The 19,923-nt window shown below is 74.5% G+C and carries 18 protein-coding genes; 12 read left to right on the top strand and 6 right to left on the bottom strand.

Annotation, left to right across the window (positions count from 1 at the left end):
• Positions 1–39: 39 nt before the first annotated feature.
• The 6 genes from ACFP3R_RS33535 to ACFP3R_RS33510 all read left to right on the top strand — a co-directional run bounded on the left by ACFP3R_RS33535 (position 40) and on the right by ACFP3R_RS33510 (position 5,146).
• Positions 40–342, top strand: coding sequence for a PTS lactose transporter subunit IIB (locus tag ACFP3R_RS33535; RefSeq protein WP_380642256.1), 303 nt, complete (start codon positions 40–42; stop codon positions 340–342).
• Complete coding sequence (locus ACFP3R_RS33530; RefSeq protein WP_380642254.1) at positions 335–793, top strand: PTS mannitol transporter subunit IIA; 459 nt, start codon at positions 335–337, stop codon at positions 791–793. Before ACFP3R_RS33535 ends, ACFP3R_RS33530 begins: the two co-directional genes overlap by 8 nt.
• Positions 790–1,839, top strand: coding sequence for a zinc-dependent dehydrogenase (locus ACFP3R_RS33525; protein ID WP_380642252.1), 1,050 nt, complete (start codon positions 790–792; stop codon positions 1,837–1,839). The genes ACFP3R_RS33530 and ACFP3R_RS33525 overlap by 4 nt, the downstream gene beginning before the upstream one ends.
• A 50-nt stretch (positions 1,840–1,889) precedes the next feature.
• Positions 1,890–3,560, top strand: a complete 1,671-nt coding sequence (ptsP, locus tag ACFP3R_RS33520; RefSeq protein ID WP_380642250.1) for a phosphoenolpyruvate--protein phosphotransferase — start codon at positions 1,890–1,892, stop codon at positions 3,558–3,560.
• A 287-nt stretch (positions 3,561–3,847) separates the two neighbouring features.
• The gene (locus ACFP3R_RS33515) at positions 3,848–4,801 is read left to right on the top strand and encodes an HPr family phosphocarrier protein (protein WP_380642248.1); all 954 of its coding nucleotides are present in this window, start codon (positions 3,848–3,850) and stop codon (positions 4,799–4,801) included.
• Positions 4,802–4,936: 135 nt separating this feature from the next.
• Positions 4,937–5,146: a DUF5988 family protein gene (locus ACFP3R_RS33510; RefSeq protein ID WP_380642246.1), complete on the top strand. Its 210-nt coding sequence runs from the start codon at positions 4,937–4,939 to the stop codon at positions 5,144–5,146.
• A gap of 128 nt (positions 5,147–5,274) precedes the next feature.
• Here the strand turns inward: ACFP3R_RS33510 and ACFP3R_RS33505 are convergent, their stop codons facing one another.
• Complete coding sequence (locus ACFP3R_RS33505; RefSeq protein WP_380642244.1) at positions 5,275–5,943, bottom strand: O-methyltransferase; 669 nt, start codon at positions 5,941–5,943, stop codon at positions 5,275–5,277.
• A 215-nt stretch (positions 5,944–6,158) separates the two neighbouring features.
• The gene (locus ACFP3R_RS33500) at positions 6,159–7,028 is read right to left on the bottom strand and encodes an NAD(P)H-binding protein (protein WP_380642242.1); all 870 of its coding nucleotides are present in this window, start codon (positions 7,026–7,028) and stop codon (positions 6,159–6,161) included.
• Between the two features lie 305 nt (positions 7,029–7,333).
• Between ACFP3R_RS33500 and ACFP3R_RS33495 the strand changes: the two genes are divergently transcribed.
• The 4 genes from ACFP3R_RS33495 (at position 7,334) to ACFP3R_RS33480 (ending at position 12,127) form a co-directional block, all read left to right on the top strand.
• Positions 7,334–8,224 carry a helix-turn-helix transcriptional regulator gene (locus tag ACFP3R_RS33495; protein WP_380642240.1) on the top strand — a complete coding sequence of 297 codons (891 nt, stop codon included), beginning with the start codon at positions 7,334–7,336 and terminating at the stop codon, positions 8,222–8,224.
• An 80-nt stretch (positions 8,225–8,304) separates the two neighbouring features.
• Entirely contained in the window at positions 8,305–9,495 is a 1,191-nt protein-coding gene (locus ACFP3R_RS33490; protein ID WP_380642238.1) for an NAD(P)/FAD-dependent oxidoreductase, read from the top strand.
• A gap of 10 nt (positions 9,496–9,505) precedes the next feature.
• Entirely contained in the window at positions 9,506–10,456 is a 951-nt protein-coding gene (locus tag ACFP3R_RS33485; RefSeq protein ID WP_380642236.1) for a sigma-70 family RNA polymerase sigma factor, read from the top strand.
• A gap of 111 nt (positions 10,457–10,567) precedes the next feature.
• Positions 10,568–12,127, top strand: coding sequence for an alkaline phosphatase D family protein (locus ACFP3R_RS33480; RefSeq protein WP_380642235.1), 1,560 nt, complete (start codon positions 10,568–10,570; stop codon positions 12,125–12,127).
• Between the two features lie 34 nt (positions 12,128–12,161).
• On the opposite strand, the gene ACFP3R_RS33475 is transcribed toward ACFP3R_RS33480, so the two are convergent.
• The 3 genes from ACFP3R_RS33475 to ACFP3R_RS33465 form a co-directional block, all read right to left on the bottom strand.
• Positions 12,162–12,836, bottom strand: a complete 675-nt coding sequence (locus tag ACFP3R_RS33475) for an HD domain-containing protein (RefSeq protein WP_380642233.1) — start codon at positions 12,834–12,836, stop codon at positions 12,162–12,164.
• A gap of 266 nt (positions 12,837–13,102) precedes the next feature.
• On the bottom strand, positions 13,103–14,215 hold the full coding sequence (locus ACFP3R_RS33470; protein ID WP_380642231.1) for a fatty acid desaturase family protein: 1,113 nt from the start codon (positions 14,213–14,215) through the stop codon (positions 13,103–13,105).
• A gap of 11 nt (positions 14,216–14,226) precedes the next feature.
• Entirely contained in the window at positions 14,227–15,282 is a 1,056-nt protein-coding gene (locus ACFP3R_RS33465) for a ferredoxin reductase (protein ID WP_380642229.1), read from the bottom strand.
• Between the two features lie 83 nt (positions 15,283–15,365).
• On the opposite strand from ACFP3R_RS33465, the gene ACFP3R_RS33460 reads away from it, so the two are divergent.
• Positions 15,366–16,502: a PucR family transcriptional regulator gene (locus tag ACFP3R_RS33460; protein ID WP_380642227.1), complete on the top strand. Its 1,137-nt coding sequence runs from the start codon at positions 15,366–15,368 to the stop codon at positions 16,500–16,502.
• Positions 16,503–16,640: 138 nt separating this feature from the next.
• Here ACFP3R_RS33460 and ACFP3R_RS33455 read toward each other — a convergent pair whose 3' ends face one another.
• Positions 16,641–16,907 (bottom strand): GlsB/YeaQ/YmgE family stress response membrane protein, encoded by a 267-nt coding sequence (locus ACFP3R_RS33455; protein ID WP_380642225.1) that lies wholly within the window; start codon positions 16,905–16,907, stop codon positions 16,641–16,643.
• Between the two features lie 362 nt (positions 16,908–17,269).
• On the opposite strand from ACFP3R_RS33455, the gene rph reads away from it, so the two are divergent.
• Positions 17,270–19,864 (top strand): rifamycin-inactivating phosphotransferase, encoded by a 2,595-nt coding sequence (gene rph, locus ACFP3R_RS33450; protein ID WP_380642223.1) that lies wholly within the window; start codon positions 17,270–17,272, stop codon positions 19,862–19,864.
• Positions 19,865–19,923 lie beyond the last annotated feature (59 nt).

Genomic DNA, 19,923 nt, shown 5'->3' with positions numbered 1-19,923 from the left:
CGACCAGGGCACGACGCCGGACGAGAGGAACAGGGACGCATGAGCATCCAGGGCAAGGACATCACCAAGGTCGTCATCGCCTGCGACGCGGGCATGGGCAGCAGCGTCATGGTGGCGTCGCAGATGGCGAAGCGGCTCAAGCCGTACAAGGTGGCCGTGCAGCACAGCCCGGTCAACGAGATCCCCGCCGACGCCCAGGTCGTGCTGTGCCAGCAGGGCCTGGTGCCCCGGGCGCAGAAGAACTCGTCGGGCGCGGTCGTCATCGGTTTCCAGAACTTCATGGGCGACCCGGTGTTCGACCGCGTCGAAGCCGCCATCCGGGACGGTGGGGAGCTTGGCTGAGCTGCTGACCGCCGAGTCCGTGCGGCTCGGCCGGACCGCCGCCGACCGCGCCGCGGCCATCGACCAGGTCGGGGCCGTGCTGCTGGAGCTGGGCGCGGTCGACCCCGAGTACCTGACCGCGATGCACGAGCGCGAAGCCTCGGTCTCGACCTACATCGGCGAGGGCGTGGCCATCCCGCACGGCACGGACGCCTCGCGCGCCCACGTCCGCCGGTCGGCGCTGACCGTGCTCCAGTTCCCCGAAGGGGTGGACTGGGGAGGTGAGGACGTGCGGCTGTGCGTCGGCATCGCCGCGCAGGGCAGCGAGCAGGTCGGCATCCTGTCCGCCCTGGCCCACGTGCTCATGGACCCCGAACGCGCGGCCGAGCTGCGCCAAGCCCCCGACACCGACACCGTCCTGCGCATCCTGCGGACGGTGGACACCGAGAAGGACGAGGAGACGACGCAGTGAAGGTGGCCCGGTTCTACGCGCCCGGCGACATCCGCATCGAGGACATGCCCGAGCCCACCGCGGGCCCGGCTGAGCTGAAGTTGCGGGTGCGCAACACCTCGACGTGCGGGACCGACCTGAAGATCTTCCGGCACGGCCACCACCACATCGACCCGCCGCGCGTGATCGGTCACGAGATCGCGGGCGAGGTCGTGGAGGTGGGCTCGGAGGTGGACGGCTGGGCCGCGGGGGACCGGGTCCAGGTCATCGCCGCCATCCCGTGCGGGGAGTGCCCCGACTGCCTGCGCGGGTGGATGACCATCTGCCCCAACCAGCTGTCGATGGGCTACCACTTCGAGGGTGGCTTCGCCGAGTACATGATCGTGCCGGCGAACGTCCTCAAGGTCGACGGCGTCAACCGCGTCCCGGACGGCGTGACCTACGCGGAGGCGTCGGTGGCCGAGCCGCTGGCGTGCGTGCTCAACGGCCAGGAGCTGGCCCGCGTCGGCGACGGCGACACGGTCGTGGTCGTCGGCGCCGGCCCGATCGGCTGCCTGCACGTGCGGCTGGCCCGTGCCCGCGGCGCCGAGAACGTCTACCTGGTGGAGCTCAACCGCGGCCGGCTCGACATGGCCGCGAACCTGGTCAAGCCGGACGCGGCGATCTGCGCGGCCGAGGTCGACCCGATCCAGGCGGTGCTGGACCTGACCGGTGGGCGCGGCGCGGACGTGGTCATCACCGCGTCGGCCGCGGGCAAGACGCAGGAGGACGCGCTGAAGATGGTCGCCCGCCGCGGCCGGATCAGCTTCTTCGGCGGCCTGCCGAAGGACAACCCGATCATCGCGTGCGACTCGAACCTCGTGCACTACCGCGAGCTGACCATCGTCGGCGCGAACGGGTCCAGCCCCGACCACAACAAGAAGGCGCTGGAGCTGATCGCGACGGGCGCCGTGCCGGTGGCCGACCTGATCACGCACCACCTGCCGCTGGAGAAGGTGCTGGAGGCCATCGACGTGGTGGCCGGTGGCACCGCCATCAAGGTGACGATCGAGCCCACCGCGGGCTGACATCGCGCACCACCCGCACGAACGGTCGACGAGGACGAGGAGGCGCGGAGTTGTCGCAGGTGGCTGAGGTCTCGCAGCAGCCGGTCGGGTCGAGGGAGCTGACCGGCAACCCGGCGAGCCCCGGACAGGCGGTGGGGGTGGTGGCCAGGACGGCCGCCGCGCCCGAGCTGCCCGCCGACGTGCCCGCGCCGGGACCGGCGCGGGACGAGGTGGACGCGGCCGTCTCCGCCCTCCGCGCGGTGGTCGAGGACCTGGGCCGGCGGGCCGAGGGCCTGACCGGCGAGGCCCGCGACATCCTCGACACCCAGATCGCCATGGCGGACGACCCCGCCCTGGTCGACGGCATCCGCGCCGCCGTCGACCGGGGTCGCCCGGCGGCCTGGGCCGTGCACGACGCGTTCGGCGTCCACCTGGAGGCGCTGGCCGCGCTCGGCGGGTACCTCGCCGAGCGGACCGGCGACCTCGCCGACCTGCGGGACCGGGCCGTCGCGGTGCTGCTGGGCGTGCCGACACCCGGCATCCCCGTGCGCGACGAGCCGTTCGTGCTGGTGGGCGTGGACCTCGCGCCCGCCGACACGGTCACCCTCGACCCGGCCAGGGTGGTGGCGATCGTCACCTCCAAGGGCGGGCCGACCAGCCACACCGCCATCCTCGCCCGCTCCCTCGGCATCCCGGCCGTGGTCGGGTGCGCCGGGGCCGACTCGCTGGCCGACGGCGAGCCGGTCGTGGTGGACGGCACCCGCGGCGTCGTGGTCACGTCCCCCGACGACGACGCCGCCTCCCGGGTGGCCGAGGCGGCGGCCGAGCGCGAGGCCGCGCTGGCCCGCTACCGCGGGCCCGGCGCCACCGCCGACGGCCACCCGGTGAAGCTGCTGCTCAACGTGGGCGGCGCGACCGACGGCGACGTGGACGCCGAGGGCGTGGGCCTGTTCCGCACCGAGTTCCTGTTCCTCGACCGCGCCGACGCACCCTCCCGCGAGGAGCAGCGCCGCGCCTACGGCGAGGTGTTCAAGGCGTTCGGCGCGCGACCGGTGGTCGTGCGCACGCTCGACGCGGGCGCGGACAAGCCGCTGCCGTTCGCCAACGCCGACGCCGAGCCCAACCCGGCGCTGGGCGTGCGCGGCTACCGCGTGGCGTGGCGCAAGCCGGACCTGCTGGCCGACCAGCTCGCCGCCATCGCCGACGCCGCCGCCGACCACGGCGCCGACGTGCGCGTGATGGCGCCCATGATCGCCACCCCGGCCGAGGCGCGGGACTTCGCCGCACTGGCCCGCGGCGCGGGCCTGACCAACGTCGGCGTGATGATCGAGATCCCGGCCGCGGCCCTGCGCGCCGCCGACGTCCTGGCCGAGGTCGACTTCGTCAGCCTCGGCACCAACGACCTGTCCCAGTACGCGTTCGGCGCCGACCGGGTGCTCGGCGAGCTGGGCTCGCTGCTCGACCCGTGGCAGCCCGCGCTGCTCGACCTGGTGGCCGTCGTGGCCGAGGCCGGTCGCGCGGCGGGCAAGCCGGTGGGCGTCTGCGGTGAGGCCGCGGGCGACCCCGGCCTGGCCCCGGTGCTCGTGGGCCTGGGCGTGACCAGCCTGTCCATGTCCGTGCCCGCCGTGCCCGCCGTCCGGGCCGCGCTGCGCGAGCGCACGCTGGACGACTGCACCGAGCTGGCCGAGCGCGTCCGCCGCGCCCCCGACCCGGCCACCGCGCGCTCGTACGCGCTGGGCTGAGGGAGGGGCGGGGCGACGATGTGGAGGAACCACCCGTGACCGTCCAGCCCCAGCCTCAGTCCCAGCCTCAGTCCCAGCCCCAGCGCCCGACCCAGCCCCAGCGCCCGACCCAGCCCCAGCGCCCGACCCAGCTCCAACCTCAGCCCCAACCCCAGCTCCAATGCCCGACCCGCGGCCGGCGGCCCGCGAACGCCGCCGCGCCGCGTGCGGTTGTGCCGCACCCCGCTGTGCCGAACTCCGCTGTGCCGAACTCCGCTGTCCCGAACTCCGCTGTCCCGAACTCCGCTGTGCCGCACCCGGTCGTGGCGCACCCCGCCGGCTCGCGCTCGGTCGTGGCGCACCCGGCCGCGCCACGACCGGTCGGTCCGAACGCCGTCGGGCCGCGTCCCGGGACGAACCCCGTTGCGCCGGCCCGTGTTCCGCCCGACCAGGAGGCCGCGTGCCGCTGGTACGCGCGCCGCTTCGGCTGGCGCGTGGTGCCCGGGTCGGCGGGGATCAGGCTCGTGCTCGGCGGCGGCACGGTGGGGTTCCTCGTGCCCGCCGACCTCGCGGCGGTCGTGCTCTCCCGCTTCGACGCGGTCGGCGTGCCCGCTCCCGCCGTCGTGCGACCGGACGGCCGCGTGGTCTTCCTGACCGACGCCAACGACCGCTGGTGGAGCCAGAACGACATGCCCGCGGACGTGGTGTTCCTGCGCACGCCGGCGGAGGTGCCGCTGCCGCCGACACCCGTGCGCGGCGGCCGGGTGCGCTGGGCACGCCCGATCGAGGCCGGCGAGCGCTGGCTGCCCGTCGCGGAGGGCGTGCTGTCCGTCGTCCGCTCCGCGCTGGACCCCGTGCGCCGACCCGTCACGCCGTGGTTCGCGCGCGACATCGAGTTGTCGACCGGTCGGTTCCCCCGGCCGGTCCGGCGGGAACGGGCCGAACGCGCGTTCCCGCACCGTCAGGAGGAGGCAGAGTTGCCCAGTACACGAGTCACCATCGGTTCGTCGGTCGGCCTGCACGCCCGGCCCGCCAAGCTCCTGGTCGAGGCGGCCCGCAAGCAGGGCGGCAAGGTCCGCATCGGCCGCAGCGAGGACGCGCTGGTCGACGCGGCCAGCATCCTCGCGGTCATGTCGCTGGGGGTGAAGGGCGGTGAGGAGGTCCTGCTCACCGTCGAGGGGGACCAGGCCGACACCGCGCTGGCCGAGCTGTCCGAGCTGCTGTCGACAGACCACGACGCGGCTCCCACGACCGGGGGCTGAGCGCGGGACCGGAGCGCCGGACCGGAGCGGATTCCAGAGTATTCCCCAGTTCTGCCCGGCCATACTCGGTGTGTGCACTTCGGACGGTCCGCCGCCGCGCCACGCGGCGGCGACCCCGGTGAAAGGGCGAACATCGTGCAGCAGAACAGGAAGGCGTTGCTGGTCGGGGGTCCCGGGACGTTCGACGGCGAGGTCGTGGAACTGACCGACGGCGTCGACGTGAAGGTCCGCATCCCCCACGCCTCGGGACACGAGCACTTCACGCGCAGCGAGGAGAGCAGGCTGGTCGACGGTGAGCACCTGCCGGTGTTCACCTGGTCCTACCGGACGAAGATCGCCGAATGAGCCCCGCCGCCCACCCGGTTCCCTCCCCCGGTTCCCGGTAGGGCGGCGTGAGAGGAGCGGTGGACGGGCCACCCCCGGTGCCCGTCCACCGCTTCCTCGTCGGGAGGACCACCCGCGCGCCGGCCGTGTCAGCGGGGGCGACGGCGGAGCAGCGTGGTCCCGTCGGCGGCGGGCAGCAGCGAGAGGTCCACCCGGGGATCGGTGAGCAGGGAGGCGTTGAACGCCCTGATGGCCACCGTGTCCGCGTCCTGCACGGCCGGGTCCGCCACCCGCCCGAAGAACAGCGTGTTGTCCACGACGATCAGCCCGCCGTCGCGCACCAGGTCCACCGCGGCCTCGAAGTAGGCGGCGTAGCCGACCTTGTCGGCGTCGATGAACACCAGGTCCACCCAGCCCGAGCCGTGCTCCCGGGCCAGCGCCGCCAGGGTGCCCGCGGCCGGACCCACCCTCAGGTCGATCCGGTCCGCCACACCGGCGCGCTCCCAGTACGGCCGCCCCACCGCGGGCCACCGCTGCGTGATGTCGCACGTGACGACCTTCCCCCCCGCGCCGACGGCCCGCGCCAGGCACAGCGTCGCGTACCCGGTGTAGGTGCCCAACTCCACCACGGTGCCCGCGCCCACCAACCCCGTCAGCAGGTGCAGCAGCTGTCCCTGCTCGGGCGTCACCTGCATCGCCGATCCGGCGGGGAGCAGGGCGGTTTCCTCCCGCAGTTCCCGCAGCACGTCGTCCTCGCGCAGGGAGACGGCGCGGATGTAGTCGTCCAGTTCCCTCGTCACCGCAACTTGGTTCGCCATCCCGCGGACGCTAGCCGCGAGTCCACCGTGGAACGCCCAGAGTTCGGCCCGATGCCCGGCACCACCGCCTCCCCGCCGCAGCTCCTCTGCCGGCCGGCCCGCCTCCCCGCCGCAGCTCCTCTGCCGGCCGGCCCGCCTCCCGAGTGCTCCCCGCCGCACGCCGAGGCCGTGCCGACCCGTGACCACGCGGCCGACCCCGTGCCGGGGGCGCCACGTCAAGTCGTCCCGGCAGGCCCGTCCTCCGCCCACTCGGCCGCGTGCTCCTCGACGAACTCGGCGAAGGTGCGGGCCGGCCGACCGGTCAGGTCCGGCACCGCGGTGCTGACCCGGTCCTCCCGACCGGCCCTGATGCCGTCCTCCACGGCGGCGAGGGCGGCGGCGAACTCGGCGGGCATACCGGCGGCCAGGTTGGCGGCCACCTGGTCGGCGGTCCCGACGGGCACCACCCGGACCGGTCGTCCGGTGCGGGCGGTGATGATCGCCGCCGCGTCGTGGCAGCTCAGTGCCTCCGGCCCGGTGAGGAGGTGGTCTCGCCGGTCGTCCGGCCCGGCCCCGGGGTCGGTCAGCAGGGCGGCGGCCACGGCCGCGATGTCCCGCGCGTCGATCCAGCCCACCCGGCCGTCGCCGGCGGCGGTGCGGATCTCACCGTGCCGCCGGATGCGCTCGCCCACCGGGTGCGGGCTCAGGAAGTTCTGCATGAACCCGGACGCGCGCAGCACGACCCACCCCGGCCGGGCCGACACCCGCGCGGCCATCTCCAGCGCGCCGGGGGCCTTCGGCAGGACGACGGCGGAGCCCAGGAGCACCACCCGGCGCACGCCCCGGCGTCGCGCCTCGGCCAGGAACGGTCCGACGAGCGGCATCGGGTCGGTGGTCCGCACCGGGGGTACCAGGAAGACCTGGTCCACCCCACGCAGCGCGGCCGGGAACGTGGCCGGGTCGGTCCAGTCGAACCGGACCGGGTCGGGGTCGCCGGCGGGCGGGTTGCGGGCGGCCACCCGGACCGGCACGTCCTCGTCCCGCAGCAGTGCCACCAGCGCGCTCCCGGTCTTCCCGGTGCCGCCGGTCACGAGCACGCCGTTCATCGGGCGGCGTCCGCGCGCACCGGGTCGGGGAGTTCGGCCGGGCGGTGCCGGCGATCCCGGTGGTGGGTGATCGGTCCGTCCTGGGGGGTGCCCGGCACGGTGTCCTCCGGTGTTCGACGGGGTGTGACCGGTCCAGGTTGGGCGGCCGGGCCCTTGGCCGGGAACGGCCGGCCAAGCCCCGGACCGCCGGGCCTCCCGCCGCCGGGCCCCCGACCGCCAAGCCCCCAGCCGCCAAGCCCCCGACCGCCAAGCCCCGGACCACCGGTCCGTGGCCGGGGCGGGGGACCCCTGCCACCATGAGCCGGGTGAGCAGAGGCGAACTGGCGGACTTCCTGCGCCGACGGCGGGAGGCGCTGCGCCCGGACCAGGTGCCGGCCACCGCCACCCACCCGCCCGGCCGGCGCGCCCGGCGCACCCCCGGGCTGCGCCGCGAGGAGGTGGCCGCGCTGGCGGGGGTGTCGGTCGGCTACTACGAGCGGCTGGAGCAGGCCCGTGCGCCGCGCCCGTCCCCGGAGGTGCTGGCCGCGCTGGGCACGGCGCTGCGCCTCACCCCCGCGGAGCGCGAGCACCTGGCCCGGCTGGCCGGGCAGGCGCCACCCGTGGCGGACGCCGACCGGGGGCAGGTGCCCGCCGACGCCCGGCGGCTGCTGGACCGCCTCGGACCGGCGCCCGCCTACCTGGTCGACGAGCGGCAGGACGTCCTCGCCTGGAACCGCGCCGCGGCCGCGTTGATCACCGACTTCGGCCTGCTGCCCGTCGAGGAGCGCACCGTGGTGCGGCTGTCGATCCGCCTGGGCGGCACCCTCTGCTCGGCGCCGGCGGGCGCGGAGGGCGAGTTCGCCCGCCGGTTGGCCGCCCCGCTGCGCGTGGCCCGGGTCCGCCGCCCGACCGACCACGTCCTGGGCGAGCTGGTCGACGAGTTCGCCGCGCACAGCCCGGACTTCGCCGCCGGCTGGCGCGACCACGACGTGCGCCCCGTGCCGACGCTGCGCAAGCGCCTGCGCCACCCCGACCTGGGCGAGCTGGAGCTCGACCGCCACACCCTGCTGCTGCCCGGCACCGACCTCCAGGTGGTGTTCTGCACGGCGGAACCGGGCAGCCCGAGCGCCGCCGCGCTCACCCGGCTCGACACCCGCCGGGCACAACCGGGCGGGGCGGACCGCGCCCGCCTGCCGGAGCGGTCCGGTCGAGGGTGACCCACGTCATGGTCGAACCCCGTCAGGAATCGGGGCGCTGTCCCGTTCAGGGTGCGGTCGAACCAGACAGGAGCAAGGACATGCCGCACCGCATCACCGTCCTCGGGGCCGGGTACGCCGGGGCGTACGCCGCCGGACGACTCGCCCGCCACCTGCACCCCGACGACGTCGAGATCACCGTCGTCAACGCCGAACCCGACTTCGTGGAACGGCTGCGCCTGCACCAGCTCGCCGCCGGACCGGACCTGCGCCGGTACGAGCTGGCGGAGCTGTTCGCGGGCACCGGGATCCGCCTGCGACCGGCGCGGGTCACCGCGGTCGACGCCGAGCGCCGGACGGTCACCGTGACCGGCGACGGGGGTCCCGACCGGCTCGACCACGACACCCTGCTCTACGCGCTCGGCAGCACCGTCGCCGACCACGGCGTGCCGGGCGTGGCCGAGCACGCCTTCCACGTCGCCGGCCGGCCGTCGGCGCTGCGCCTGCGCCGGCGGCTGGACGAGCCGGCCGGGAACGGGTCGGTGCTGGTCGTCGGCGGCAACCTGACCGGGATCGAGGTCGCCACCGAGATCGCCGAGTCCCGGCCGGGGCTCGACGTCACCCTGGTCACCAGCGGCGAGCTGGGCGGTTGGCTCGGCCCGCGGGCCCGCCGCCACCTGCTGCGGGCCTTCGACCGGTTCGGCATCGCGGTCCACGAGCACACCACCGTCGAGCGGGTGGGGGCGACGGGGGTCGTCGCCGCCGACGGCACCGCCTTCGCGTCCGACGTCACCGTCTGGGCGGCGGGTTTCGCCGTCCACCCCATCGCCGCCGCGAGCGGCCTCGCCGTCGCCGACGACGGTCGGGTCCTGGTGGACCGCCTGATGCGGTCGGTCTCGCACCCCGGCGTCTACGCGGTGGGCGACAGCGCCCACGCCATCGGCCGGAACGGCCGGCCGCTGCCGATGTCCTGCGCCTCGGCGGGTGCCACCGCGATGCAGGCGGTGTCCGCGATCGTCGGTGACCTGACCGGTCGCAGGATCCCGAAGACCACGCTGGCCCACCTCGGCAACCACCTGAGCCTCGGCCGCCGGGACGCGATCTACCAGCTGGTCGACGGCGAGGAGCGGTCGCGGAGCTGGGCCCTGTGCGGCCGGCCGGCCGCGCGCGCCAAGGCGGCCGTCCTCCGGGTGGCCGCGTTCGGCATGGCCCACCCGACCTTCGGGATGCCGACCCGCAGGTACCGCCTGGCCGCCGAACCCGACCGCGCCACCGAGGTGGTCGCGGCCTAGCCCGGCGATCGTGGACACCGCGACCCTCGCGCGTTTCGAGGCCGGCCGGGATCGGCTGGCCTCGCTCGCGTACCGCCTGCTCGGCTCGGCCGCCGACGCCGAGGACGTGGTGCAGGACGCGTTCCTGCGCTGGCAGGCCGCCGACCGGGACCACATCGAGGTGCCCGAGGCGTGGCTGACCAGGGTGGTCACCAACCTGGCCCTGGACCGGCTGCGCTCGGCGAGGGCGCGGCGCGAGCACGCGGTGGGCACCTGGCTGCCCGAACCGCTGCTGGCCGGCGATCCGATGCTGGGCCCGGCGGACACCGCCGAGCAGCGCGACTCGGTGAGCCTGGCGGTGCTGACCCTCCTGGAACGCCTGACCCCGGTCGAGCGGGCCGTCTACGTCCTGCGCGAGGCGTTCTCCCACAGCCACGCCGAGATCGCCGGGATCCTCGACATCAGCGAGTCCGCGAGCCAGCAGCACGCGCACCGGGCCCGGCGCCGCGTCGCCACGTCGCGCCCGGGTCCCGACCGCCGCGTCACCGAGGTCGACCGCGCCACCGCGCGCCGCATCGCCGGGGCGTTCCTCGCCGCCGCCGCCTCGGGCCGCACCGAACAGCTGGTCGCGCTGCTGACCGACGACGCGACCGCGATCTCCGACGGCGCCGGGTTGAGCGCGAGGCTGGTGCTGGTCTCGGGTCCCGAGCGGATCGCCGCCACCCTCCGCGCCGCCTACCGGCCGACCCCGGCGAAGCGGAAGCTGGTCGGCGGCTCCCCGGCGTTCCACGCCGCCGTGGTCAACGGCTGCCCCGCCGTGATCGCCGTGCTGGACGACCGGGTGGTGGGCCTGGTGGTCCTGGAGGTCCGCGACGACCGGATCGCCACCCTGCGCGGCACGGCCGCGCCGGCCCGGCTCGGCCGCCTCACCCGGGAGTGGCGGCGGGGCGACCACGGCGACCTCCTGGTGGAGTCGTGGTGAGCCGGGGGGCGGACGTACGCCCACGGGGCGAGGACGGAGGAGAGCCGAACTCCAGGACCTGTTCACCCGGCGCTCGCCCACCAACCATCGGCGCGGGTTAGACATGGCGCCGTGACGACCTCCATGGGGAGGCGGCGGTTCCTCTCCGCGCTCTCGACCGCCGCCGGCGCGGCCGCGCTGTCCCAGGTACCCGCCGACCACGCGGCGGCGGCACCGCGACCCGGCGGCGGGAACCACCCGTTCCAGCTCGGCGTGGCCAGCGGCGACCCGACGGCGACCGGGGCGGTGCTGTGGACGAGGCTCGTCCCGGAACCGTTCGAGCCCGGCGGCGGCATGCCGCGCACCAGGGTGCCGGTCCAGTGGCAGGTCGCCGGGGACGAGGGGTTCCGCCGGATCGTCGCCGGCGGCACCACCTGGGCGCTGCCGGAGCCGGCGCACTCGGTCCACGTCGAGGTCGACGGCCCGGCGCCGGACCGGGAGTGGTTCTACCGCTTCCGCTACCAGGGCGAGACCTCGCCGGTCGGGCGCACGCGCACCGCGCCGGCCGCCGGCGCCCCGGGAGGGTCGCTGGCCTTCGCGTTCGCGTCGTGCCAGGACTGGGCGGGCGGCTACTACCCGTCGTACCGGCACATGGCGGACGACGACCTCGACCTGGTGGTGCACCTGGGCGACTACGTGTACGAGGGCGGCATCCCGGCGGACGGGGGCCTCCGGCGGACCGGGACGCCGGACGTGCTCAGGTCGGCGCCGCGGGACCTGGAGCGCTGGCGGATGCAGTACGCCCTCTACAAGGCGGACCCGGACCTCCAGGCGGCCCACGCCAGGTTCCCCTGGGCCGTCACGTGGGACGACCACGAGGTGAAGAACGACTACGCGGGCACCCGCCAGGAGCACGCCGGCGACATCACCGCGCTGCGGGCCGCGGCCTACCAGGCGTGGTACGAGCACCAGCCCGTCCGCCGGGCCGCGCTCGACCGCGCCCGGATCTACCGGCGCCTGCGCTGGGGCAGGCTCGCGCAGCTCGACGTCCTCGACGGCAGGCAGTACCGGAGCGCCCCTCCCTGCGGCTGGGGCGAGGCCGACGCGTGCACCGGCGGCTACGACCCGGCCGTGACGATGCTGGGCTTCCCGCAGGAGAAGTGGCTCTTCGACGGGCTGGCCGCCTCCGAGGCCCGGTGGAACCTCCTGGGCGGCAACGTGATGCTGGGCAGGCTGGACCACGACGGCCCGGCGGGCGACCGGTTGTGGCACGACGCCTGGGACGGCTACCCGGCCGCGCGCAAGCGGCTGACCGACACCTGGGTCCGGCACCGGGTCGACAACCCGGTGGTGATCACGGGTGACTGGCACTCGTCCTTCGTCAACGACATCCACCGCGACTTCGACCGCCCGTCCTCGCCGGTCGTCGGCACGGAGTTCGTCGGCACGTCGATCTCGTCCAACGGGGACGGTGAGGTGTACGGGCCCTACTACGGGCCGATGATCAGGCACAACCCGCACATCAAGTTCTTCGACGGCGACCGCCGCGGGTACGTCCGCTGCCACGTGGGCGGTTCGCGGATGAGGGCGGAGCTCAGGACCGTCCCGACGGTGAGCCGCCGTGACGTGCCCGAGTCCGTCCTCGCGTCGTTCGTCGTCGAATCCGGTCGGCCGGGCGCGCACCGGGTGTGATCGCGGCGGTGGACCGGCCCGACCGGGCCCGGGTTCAGTCGGGGAACGGCGCCGCCAGCACCACGTCCTCGACGGTCGGCACCGCGAAGTCCGGGATGTGGCGGCGGCCGACCTCGGCGAACGGGTGGGTGAAGTAGGCGGTGGGCTTGCGGCGGCAGTGGTCGAGCACGGTGTCGACCGCGTCGCGCTTGAAGCCCGTCCGCGGGTAGGCGGCGAGCACCTCGGCGACGTCGGCGGGGTCCAGGTCCTCCAGGCCGCGCCCGCCCACGTCGACCCCGGCGCCGGCGGCCACCGCGGCGATCTCCGGGCGCTTGCGGGCCGCGATGGTGGCGTTGGTGTGCAACGCGATCGCGTCCCAGACCACCTCGACGCGGTCGTTCGCCACCCCCCGTTGCCGCAGGAAGCGGCGGGCGGCGTCGGCGCCGTCCAGTTCGAAGCGCTCGGTCGGGCTCGTGAAGCGCTCGACCAGGCCGAGGTCGTGCAGGACGCTGCCGATGAACAGCAGCTCCCGGTCGTAGCGGGCGCCGGCGCGGTCCAGCAGCAGGGCGCCGAAGTGGTAGGACCGCATGACGTGGTTGAACAGGATCTCCGAGGACTCGTCGCGCGCGAACCGCATCGCCTGGCGGGCCAGGGCCGTGTCCGGGGGTCGAAGTCCGGCGACGGGGTGGGGGAGTGAGGGGGTGGCGGCCGCGGTGGGGGTGTTGTCCATGGCTTGAGGTTAGGGAGGCCGCGGTGGCGGCGGGAGCGGCTGGATTGCCACGTGCCAACGGATTCGCGCCAGGCGTTCCGGCGTCACCGACTGCCCGGCGGTGACCGCTCCGGCCCCCACCCCGATGTCGGGGTGGGGGCCGGGACCAGGCCGGAACCGGCGCGCACGGGGGGTTTCGTCGTCACGGCCTCGGCGTGGACCCGGCCGAGCTCCGTGCCTCGCCGCGGGGGTGATGTGTGCGATCGCCCGCGGCCCGCCCCGGGGCATCACGCCGCGACGCGTTCCTCCAGGCGGGGAGTCGTCTTGGCCGGCTTGTTCGGCAGCGACAGCCGGAAGACCTTGCGCCACGCCGAGAACAGCTGCCTGGGCAGCGATCCGGTGACGTACTCCAGGCCGTAGCGGTCGAACAGCTCCCGGACCTTCGGCGCGATCTCGCCGTAGCGGTTGCTCGGCAGGTCGGGGAACAGGTGGTGCTCGACCTGGTGCGAGAGGTTGCCGGTCATGATGTGCAGCAGCTTGCCGCCGCTGATGTTGGCCGAGCCGAGCATCTGCCGCAGGTACCACTGGCCCCGGGTCTCGCCGACGATCGAGCGGCGCTCGAAGGTCTGCACGCCCTCGGGGAAGTGACCGCACATGATCACCGAGTGGCTCCACAGGTTGCGGACCAGGTTCGCGGTGAAGGTGGCGGCCAGCGTGGTGAGGAAGGACGGCCCCGACAGCAGCGGGTGGATGACGTAGTCCTTCAGCACCTGCTTGCGGATCTTCTTGCCGACCTCGCGCGCCCGCGCCCGGAACTCCGGGTTGTTGCGGTGGCGCTTCTGGAGGTTCCGGCCCAGCTCCAGGTCGTACGCGGCGATGCCGTACTCGAAGAAGCAGGCGTTGATGAAGTTCCACAGCGGCTGTCCCAGGTGGAACGGCTGCCACCGCTGGTCCTCGTCGACGCGCATGATGCCGTAGCCGAGGTCGTTGTCCTTGCCGATCACGTTGGTGTAGGTGTGGTGCAGCTCGTTGTGGGAGTGCTTCCACTGCGCGGCCGGGGAGACGTGGTCCCACTCCCAGGACGTGGAGTGGATCTTCGGGTCGCGCATCCAGTCCCACTGCCCGTGCAGGATGTTGTGGCCGATCTCCATGTTCTCCAGGATCTTGGCCACGGACAGGCCCGCGGTGCCGACCAGCCAGGCCGGCGGGAAGAGGGAGAACAGCAGCACGCCCCGGCTGCTCATCTCCAGCTTGCGCTGCACCGAGATGACCTTGCGGATGTAGGCCGCGTCGCGTTCGCCGCGGTCGGCGATCACCTCGTCGCGCAACGCGTCGAGCTCGCGGCCGAGCTGCTCGATCTGCTCGTCGGACAGGTGGGCGGTGGGGTCGGTGGCGGTCATGCTGCTCGCTCCTAGCGTTCGATCTCGCAGGCGCCCGCCGCGGCGGACACGCAGGTCTGGATGAGGACGCCGGGCTCGGCCGTGGTGACCTGGCCCGTGCGCAGGTCGCGGACGGCGCCCGCGCGCAGTGGCGTGACGCAGCCGAAGCAGATGCCCATGCGGCAGCCGGACGGCATCAGCACGCCCGCCTGCTCGCCGACGTCGAGCAGCGGCGTGGACCCGTCGGCCTCGGCGGTCCGGCCGGTGGTGGTGAACGTGACCGCGCCGCCCTCGCCCGTCACCAGCACGGTGGGGCGGAACCGCTCGGTGTGCAGGCGGTCGGCGACGCCGTGCCGCGCCCAGTGCTCCTCGGCGGCGTCGAGCAGGCCCGTCGGGCCGCAGGCCCAGGTCTCGCGCTCGGCCCAGTCGGGCACGTGCTCGTCGAGGCGGGCGAGGTCGAGCACGCCCTCGGTGTCGGTGTGCCGCTCGATCAACCGGATCGCGCGGTCGGCGGCCAGGTCGTGCAGGTCGGCGCGGAAGATGATGTCCGCCCCGGTCGGCGCGGAGTGCAGCACGACCACGTCGGCCAGTTCGGCGTCGCGCAACATGCCCATCGCGGGCGTGATGCCGCTGCCCGCCGTCAGGTAGAGCACCTTCGCGGGCCTGGTCGCGGGCAGCACGAAGTCGCCGGCGGCCTGGTCGAGGTGGATGACCGTGCCCGGCCGGGCACGGCGGACCAGGTGGTTGCTGACCTTGCCGTCCGGCATCGCCTTCACCGTGATGGTGATGCGGCCGTCGGCCCGGTTGGTGGGCGAGGTGACGGAGTAGGCCCGCCACAGGCGCACGCCGTCGACGTCCACGCCGACCCGGACGTACTGCCCGGCGACGTGGCCCCGCCAGCCGCGGCCGGGCCTGATCACGAGGGTGGCCGCGTCGCCGGTCTCGGGGTGGACCGCCTCGATGCGTCCCCGCAGCTCGGCGCCCGCGCGCAGCGGGTCGACCAGGTCGAGGTAGTCCGACGGCAGCAGCGGCGTCGTGACCATCTCCAGCAGCCTCAACGCCCTGGTGCGGAGGGCGACGCGTGTCATGTGTCCAGCATGATGTGGCCCCGGGCGTAAAGTCCTGACCGCAGGACGTGAATAACGCTCCGGAATTTGTACCGGGAGAACAAATGAGCCGCGCTGCCGGAGGTGCCGCCGAGGTGGGCCTCGACCACGCCACGATCACGGCGCTGCGGGCGTTGCTGCCGGTCACGGCCGGCGAGGTGGTCCAGGCGGTGATCGACGAGGTGCCCAGCTACGAGGGCGCGCTGTCGGGCCGGATGGGCGGCACGATCCGCCGCGCCGTGCGCACCGCGCTGGGCCACTTCCTGGACGTCGCGGACGGTGCGGACACGCGGGGTGTCGCCACCGAGGCGGCCTACGAGCTGGGCCGCGGCGAGGCGCGCGACGGCCGCTCGATGGACGCCCTGCTCAGCGCCTACCGGGTCGGTGCGCGGGTGGCGTGGCGGGGGCTCGCCGCCGAGGCCGTGTCGTCCGGTCTGCCCGCCGAGGGGCTGGCCGAGTTCGCCGAGCTGCTGTTCGCCTACATCGACGAGCTGTCCGCGGCCAGCGCCGCCGGGCACGCCGAGGAGCTGGCCGTCCGGGGCCGGGTGCGGGAGCGCTACCTGGAGCAGCTCTGCCGCGACCTGATCGCGGGCGAGGGCGAGGACGTGCTGCTCGCGGGCGCCGAGCGGGCGGGCTGGGCGCCCCCCGGCTCGCTGACGGCCGTGCTGCTGCCGTCCTCGCAGGCCCGCTCGGCGCGCCGGCTGCTCGACCCCCGCACGCTGCTGCTGGAGGACCTGCCGGACTCGACCACCGCGCTCCTGGTGCCGGACGCGGACCGCGGGCACGTGCTGCGGCTGCTGGCGGACCGCTCCGCCGTGGTCGGCCCGGCCCGGCCGTGGACGCGGGTGGTGTCGTCGTTCGATCGGGCGACCCGGGCCCGCGCGCTGTCCGCGGACACCCTCGACACCGAGCAGTTCCTGGTCGACCTGGTGCTCAACGCCGACGCGGAGGCGTACGCCGACCTCCGGGCCCGGGTGCTGGCGCCGTTGCGCGACCAGCGGCCGGCGACCGCGCGGCGGCTGGAGGAGACGCTGCGGGCCTGGCTGCTGCACCACGGGCGGCGGGACGAGGTGGCGGCGTCGCTGTTCGTGCACCCGCAGACCGTGCGGTACCGGATGGGTCAGCTGCGAGACCTGTTCGGCGACCTCACCTCGCCGGAGCGGGTCCTCGAACTCACCCTGGCGCTGGCCCGGCACCCCTGATCCGGCACCCCTGATCCGGCACCCCGATTTGGTACCCCGAATTTGGTACCCCCGACCCGGCGGCGCCCGAGGTGCCCCGGACAGCGAGAAGACCCCGTCACCGGCCGGTGACGGGGTCTTCCCACGTGGTGTCGGTGGTTACCGGACGCCGGTGTGGTGGCGGCGGCCGGCGACGGCCTCCGCGACGCCGATGAGCAGCACCGAGGCGATCACGGCCAGGATGAAGCCCAGCACGTTCAGCTCGAAGATGTCGCCGGTGCCGAGCAGGTTCGCGATGGTGCCGCCGATGACGGAACCGACGAGACCCAGCAGCAGCGTCGCCACGATGCCGAGGTTCTGCTTGCCGGGCTTGATCAGGCGGGCGAGCGCGCCGATGATCAACCCCGCGACGATGAACCCGATCACGTCACCCTCCTGGTGGTCGATGTCCTGTAGTGATCGGCTACCCGATCAGGTCAGCTTTCACGCGCTCGCGTCGCGGAGATCACCCCGTTCGGCGCCGGACGGGAGTACCGGTGTGGCTCGCGCGGAAGAACGCGGAAGAAAACCGGGAGAAATGCGACAAAAGGCGAGGGCGAGGGGGCAACCCACTCCCCGCCACCTTGAACATATAACACGACCCGCGTCTTGTGGCAAGACCCGGGTCGTGGTGCAAAATGCCCCGCCGAAGCCAGGACCTGCGGAAACGGCAGGCCGGTGACAAACCTGTCGGCACCGGGGAACGAGTTCGACCCCGGGCCGGCGGTGCGAACGGGAAAGGCGAACGGATGGGCAGCTACGTGCTCGACCTCCAGGAGGTCGACCGGGCGCGGGTCGCCGCCGTCGGCGGCAAGGGCGCGCACCTGGGGGAGCTCTCGCGGATCGAGGGCATCCGCGTGCCGGCGGGGTTCTGCGTGACGACGGACGCCTTCCGGGAGGTCGTGCGGGGCGCGCCGTCGATCGACGACCGGCTGGACCGGCTGTCGCGCCTGGACCCGGACGACCGGGAGGCGATCCGCACGGGCAGCGCGGAGGTCCGGCGGATCATCGAGGCCGCCGCCGTCCCCGACGACGTGGCGGCGGCGATCACCGGCGCGCCGGCCCGGTTCGGGGACCGGACCGCCTGGGCGGTCCGGTCGAGCGCGACGGCGGAGGACCTGCCCACGGCCTCCTTCGCGGGCCAGCAGGACACGTACCTGAACGTCGTGGGGCCGGCGGAGGTCCTCCGGCACGTCAGCCGGTGCTGGGCCTCGCTGTTCACCGAGCGGGCCGTGGCCTACCGGCTGCGCGACGGCTTCGACCACCGCGCGGTCCACATGGCCGTGGTCGTGCAGCGGATGGTCTTCCCGGACGCGGCCGGCGTCCTGTTCACCGCCGACCCGGTCACCTCCAACCGGGAGGTGGCCTCCGTGGAGGCGACCTTCGGCCTCGGCGAGGCCCTGGTCTCCGGCCTGGTCAACGCGGACTCCTACCGGGTGCGGGACGGTGGGGTCGTGGCCAGGGCGGTCGTGGCCAAGGAGCGCGCCGTGCACGCCTCACCGGGCGGCGGGACGCGGGAACGGGAGGTCGAGCCCGCGCGGCGGGAGCAGCCGGCGTTGACCGACGAGCAGGTCCTGCGGCTCGTGCGGCTCGGCCGCCGGGTCGAGGCGCACCTCGGCCGTCCCCAGGACATCGAGTGGTGCCTGGTCGACGACGACTTCCTGTTCGTCCAGAGCCGGCCGATCACCACGCTGTTCCCCGTCCCCGAGGCCGGCGACCGGGAGAACCACGTCTACGTCTCCGTCGGGCACCAGCAGATGATGACCGACCCCATGAAGCCCCTGGGCCTCTCCGTGTGGCAGCTGACCACACCCCAACCCGTGGCCGAGGCCGGGGGGAGGTTGTTCGTCGACGTCACCCGGGTGCTGGCGTCGGCCACGAGCCGCGCCGGCTTCCTGGAGCTGGTGGGCAGGTCCGATCCGCTGATGTGGGACGCGCTGCGGACCGTCGTCGACCGCGAGGGCTTCCTCCCGGCGCTCCCGGACGACGCGCCCGGCAAGCCGGTCCCCGGCGTCGCGCCGGCCACCGTCGAGACCGACCCGGCCCTCGTCACCGAGCTGATCGGGATCGGCGAGGCTTCCGTGGCCGCGCTGGCGCGCGACATCCGGGGGAGGTCCGGGGTGGAGCTGCTCGATTTCATCCTCGCGGATTTCCGGGAGCTGAGGCGGGTCCTGTTCGACCCGCGCAGCCACCAGGTGATCATGGCGGCGATGCAGACGACGTGGTGGCTCAACGAGCGGCTGCGGGACTGGCTGGGCGAGAAGAACGCGGCCGACACGCTCACCCGGTCCGCCCCCCACAACGTCACGTCGGAGATGGGGCTGGCGCTCCTCGACGTCGCGGACGTGATCCGCCCGCACCCGGAGGTCGTCGCCTTCCTGCGCGACGTCGAGGGCGAGGGCTTCCTGGACGAGCTGCCCCGGCTCGCGGGCGGGCGGGAGGCCCGGGACGCCATCCGGGCCTACCTCGACCGGTACGGGATGCGCTGCGTCGGCGAGATCGACATCACCAGGCCGCGGTGGGGCGAGCGCCCGACCGCGCTCCTGCCCGTGCTCCTCGCCAACGTCGGGAACTTCGAGCACGGCGCCGGCGCGCGCCGCTTCGAGCAGGGGCGGCAGGAGGCGCGGCAGGAGGAGCGGGAACTGCTGGAGCGCCTGCGGGCCCTGCCGGACGGGGCGCGGAAGGCCCAGGAGACGAAGGAGAAGATCGACCGCGTCCGGACGTTCATCGGGTACCGGGAGTACCCGAAGTACTTCATGGTCAGCCGCTACTCGGTGTACAAGCGGGCCCTGCTGGAGGAGGCCGGGCGCCTGGTGCGGGCCGGCGTGCTCGGTGAGCCGGAGGACGTCTTCCACCTGACCTTCGGGGAGTTCCACGAGGTCGTGCGCGCGAACCGGGTGGACGACGAACTCCTCCGCCGGCGCAAGGAGGAGTTCAGGTCCTACGCGGCGCTCACGCCACCCCGGGTGCTCACGTCGGAGGGCGAGGCCGTCACCGGGGCGTACCGGCGCGACGACCTGCCGGCCGGCGCGCTGGTCGGCCTGCCGGTCTCCGTCGGCACCGTCGAGGGGCGGGCCCGGGTCGTCCTGGACGTCGAGCGGGCCGACCTCGAACCGGGCGACATCCTGGTCACGGCGCACACGGACCCCAGTTGGTCGCCGCTGTTCGTCACGGCCGCGGGCCTGGTGACGGAGGTCGGGGGACTGATGACCCACGGCGCGGTGGTCGCGCGGGAGTACGGCCTGCCCGCCGTCGTCGGGGTGGAGGGCGCCACGCGCGCGATCCGGGACGGGCAGCGGATCCGCCTGAACGGGACGGACGGGTACGTCGAGATCCTCCCGTGACGGTGACGGTGACGGTGACGGTGACGGTGACGCCGAGCCCGGCGCCGCGGGGCACCGGC

Source organism: Saccharothrix lopnurensis, from assembly GCF_042658445.1.
Classification (GTDB): Bacteria; Actinomycetota; Actinomycetes; order Mycobacteriales; family Pseudonocardiaceae; genus Actinosynnema; species Actinosynnema lopnurensis.
The sequence above is the reverse complement of the archived record's forward strand: the minus strand, read 5'-3'. Positions and strand labels throughout refer to the sequence as shown.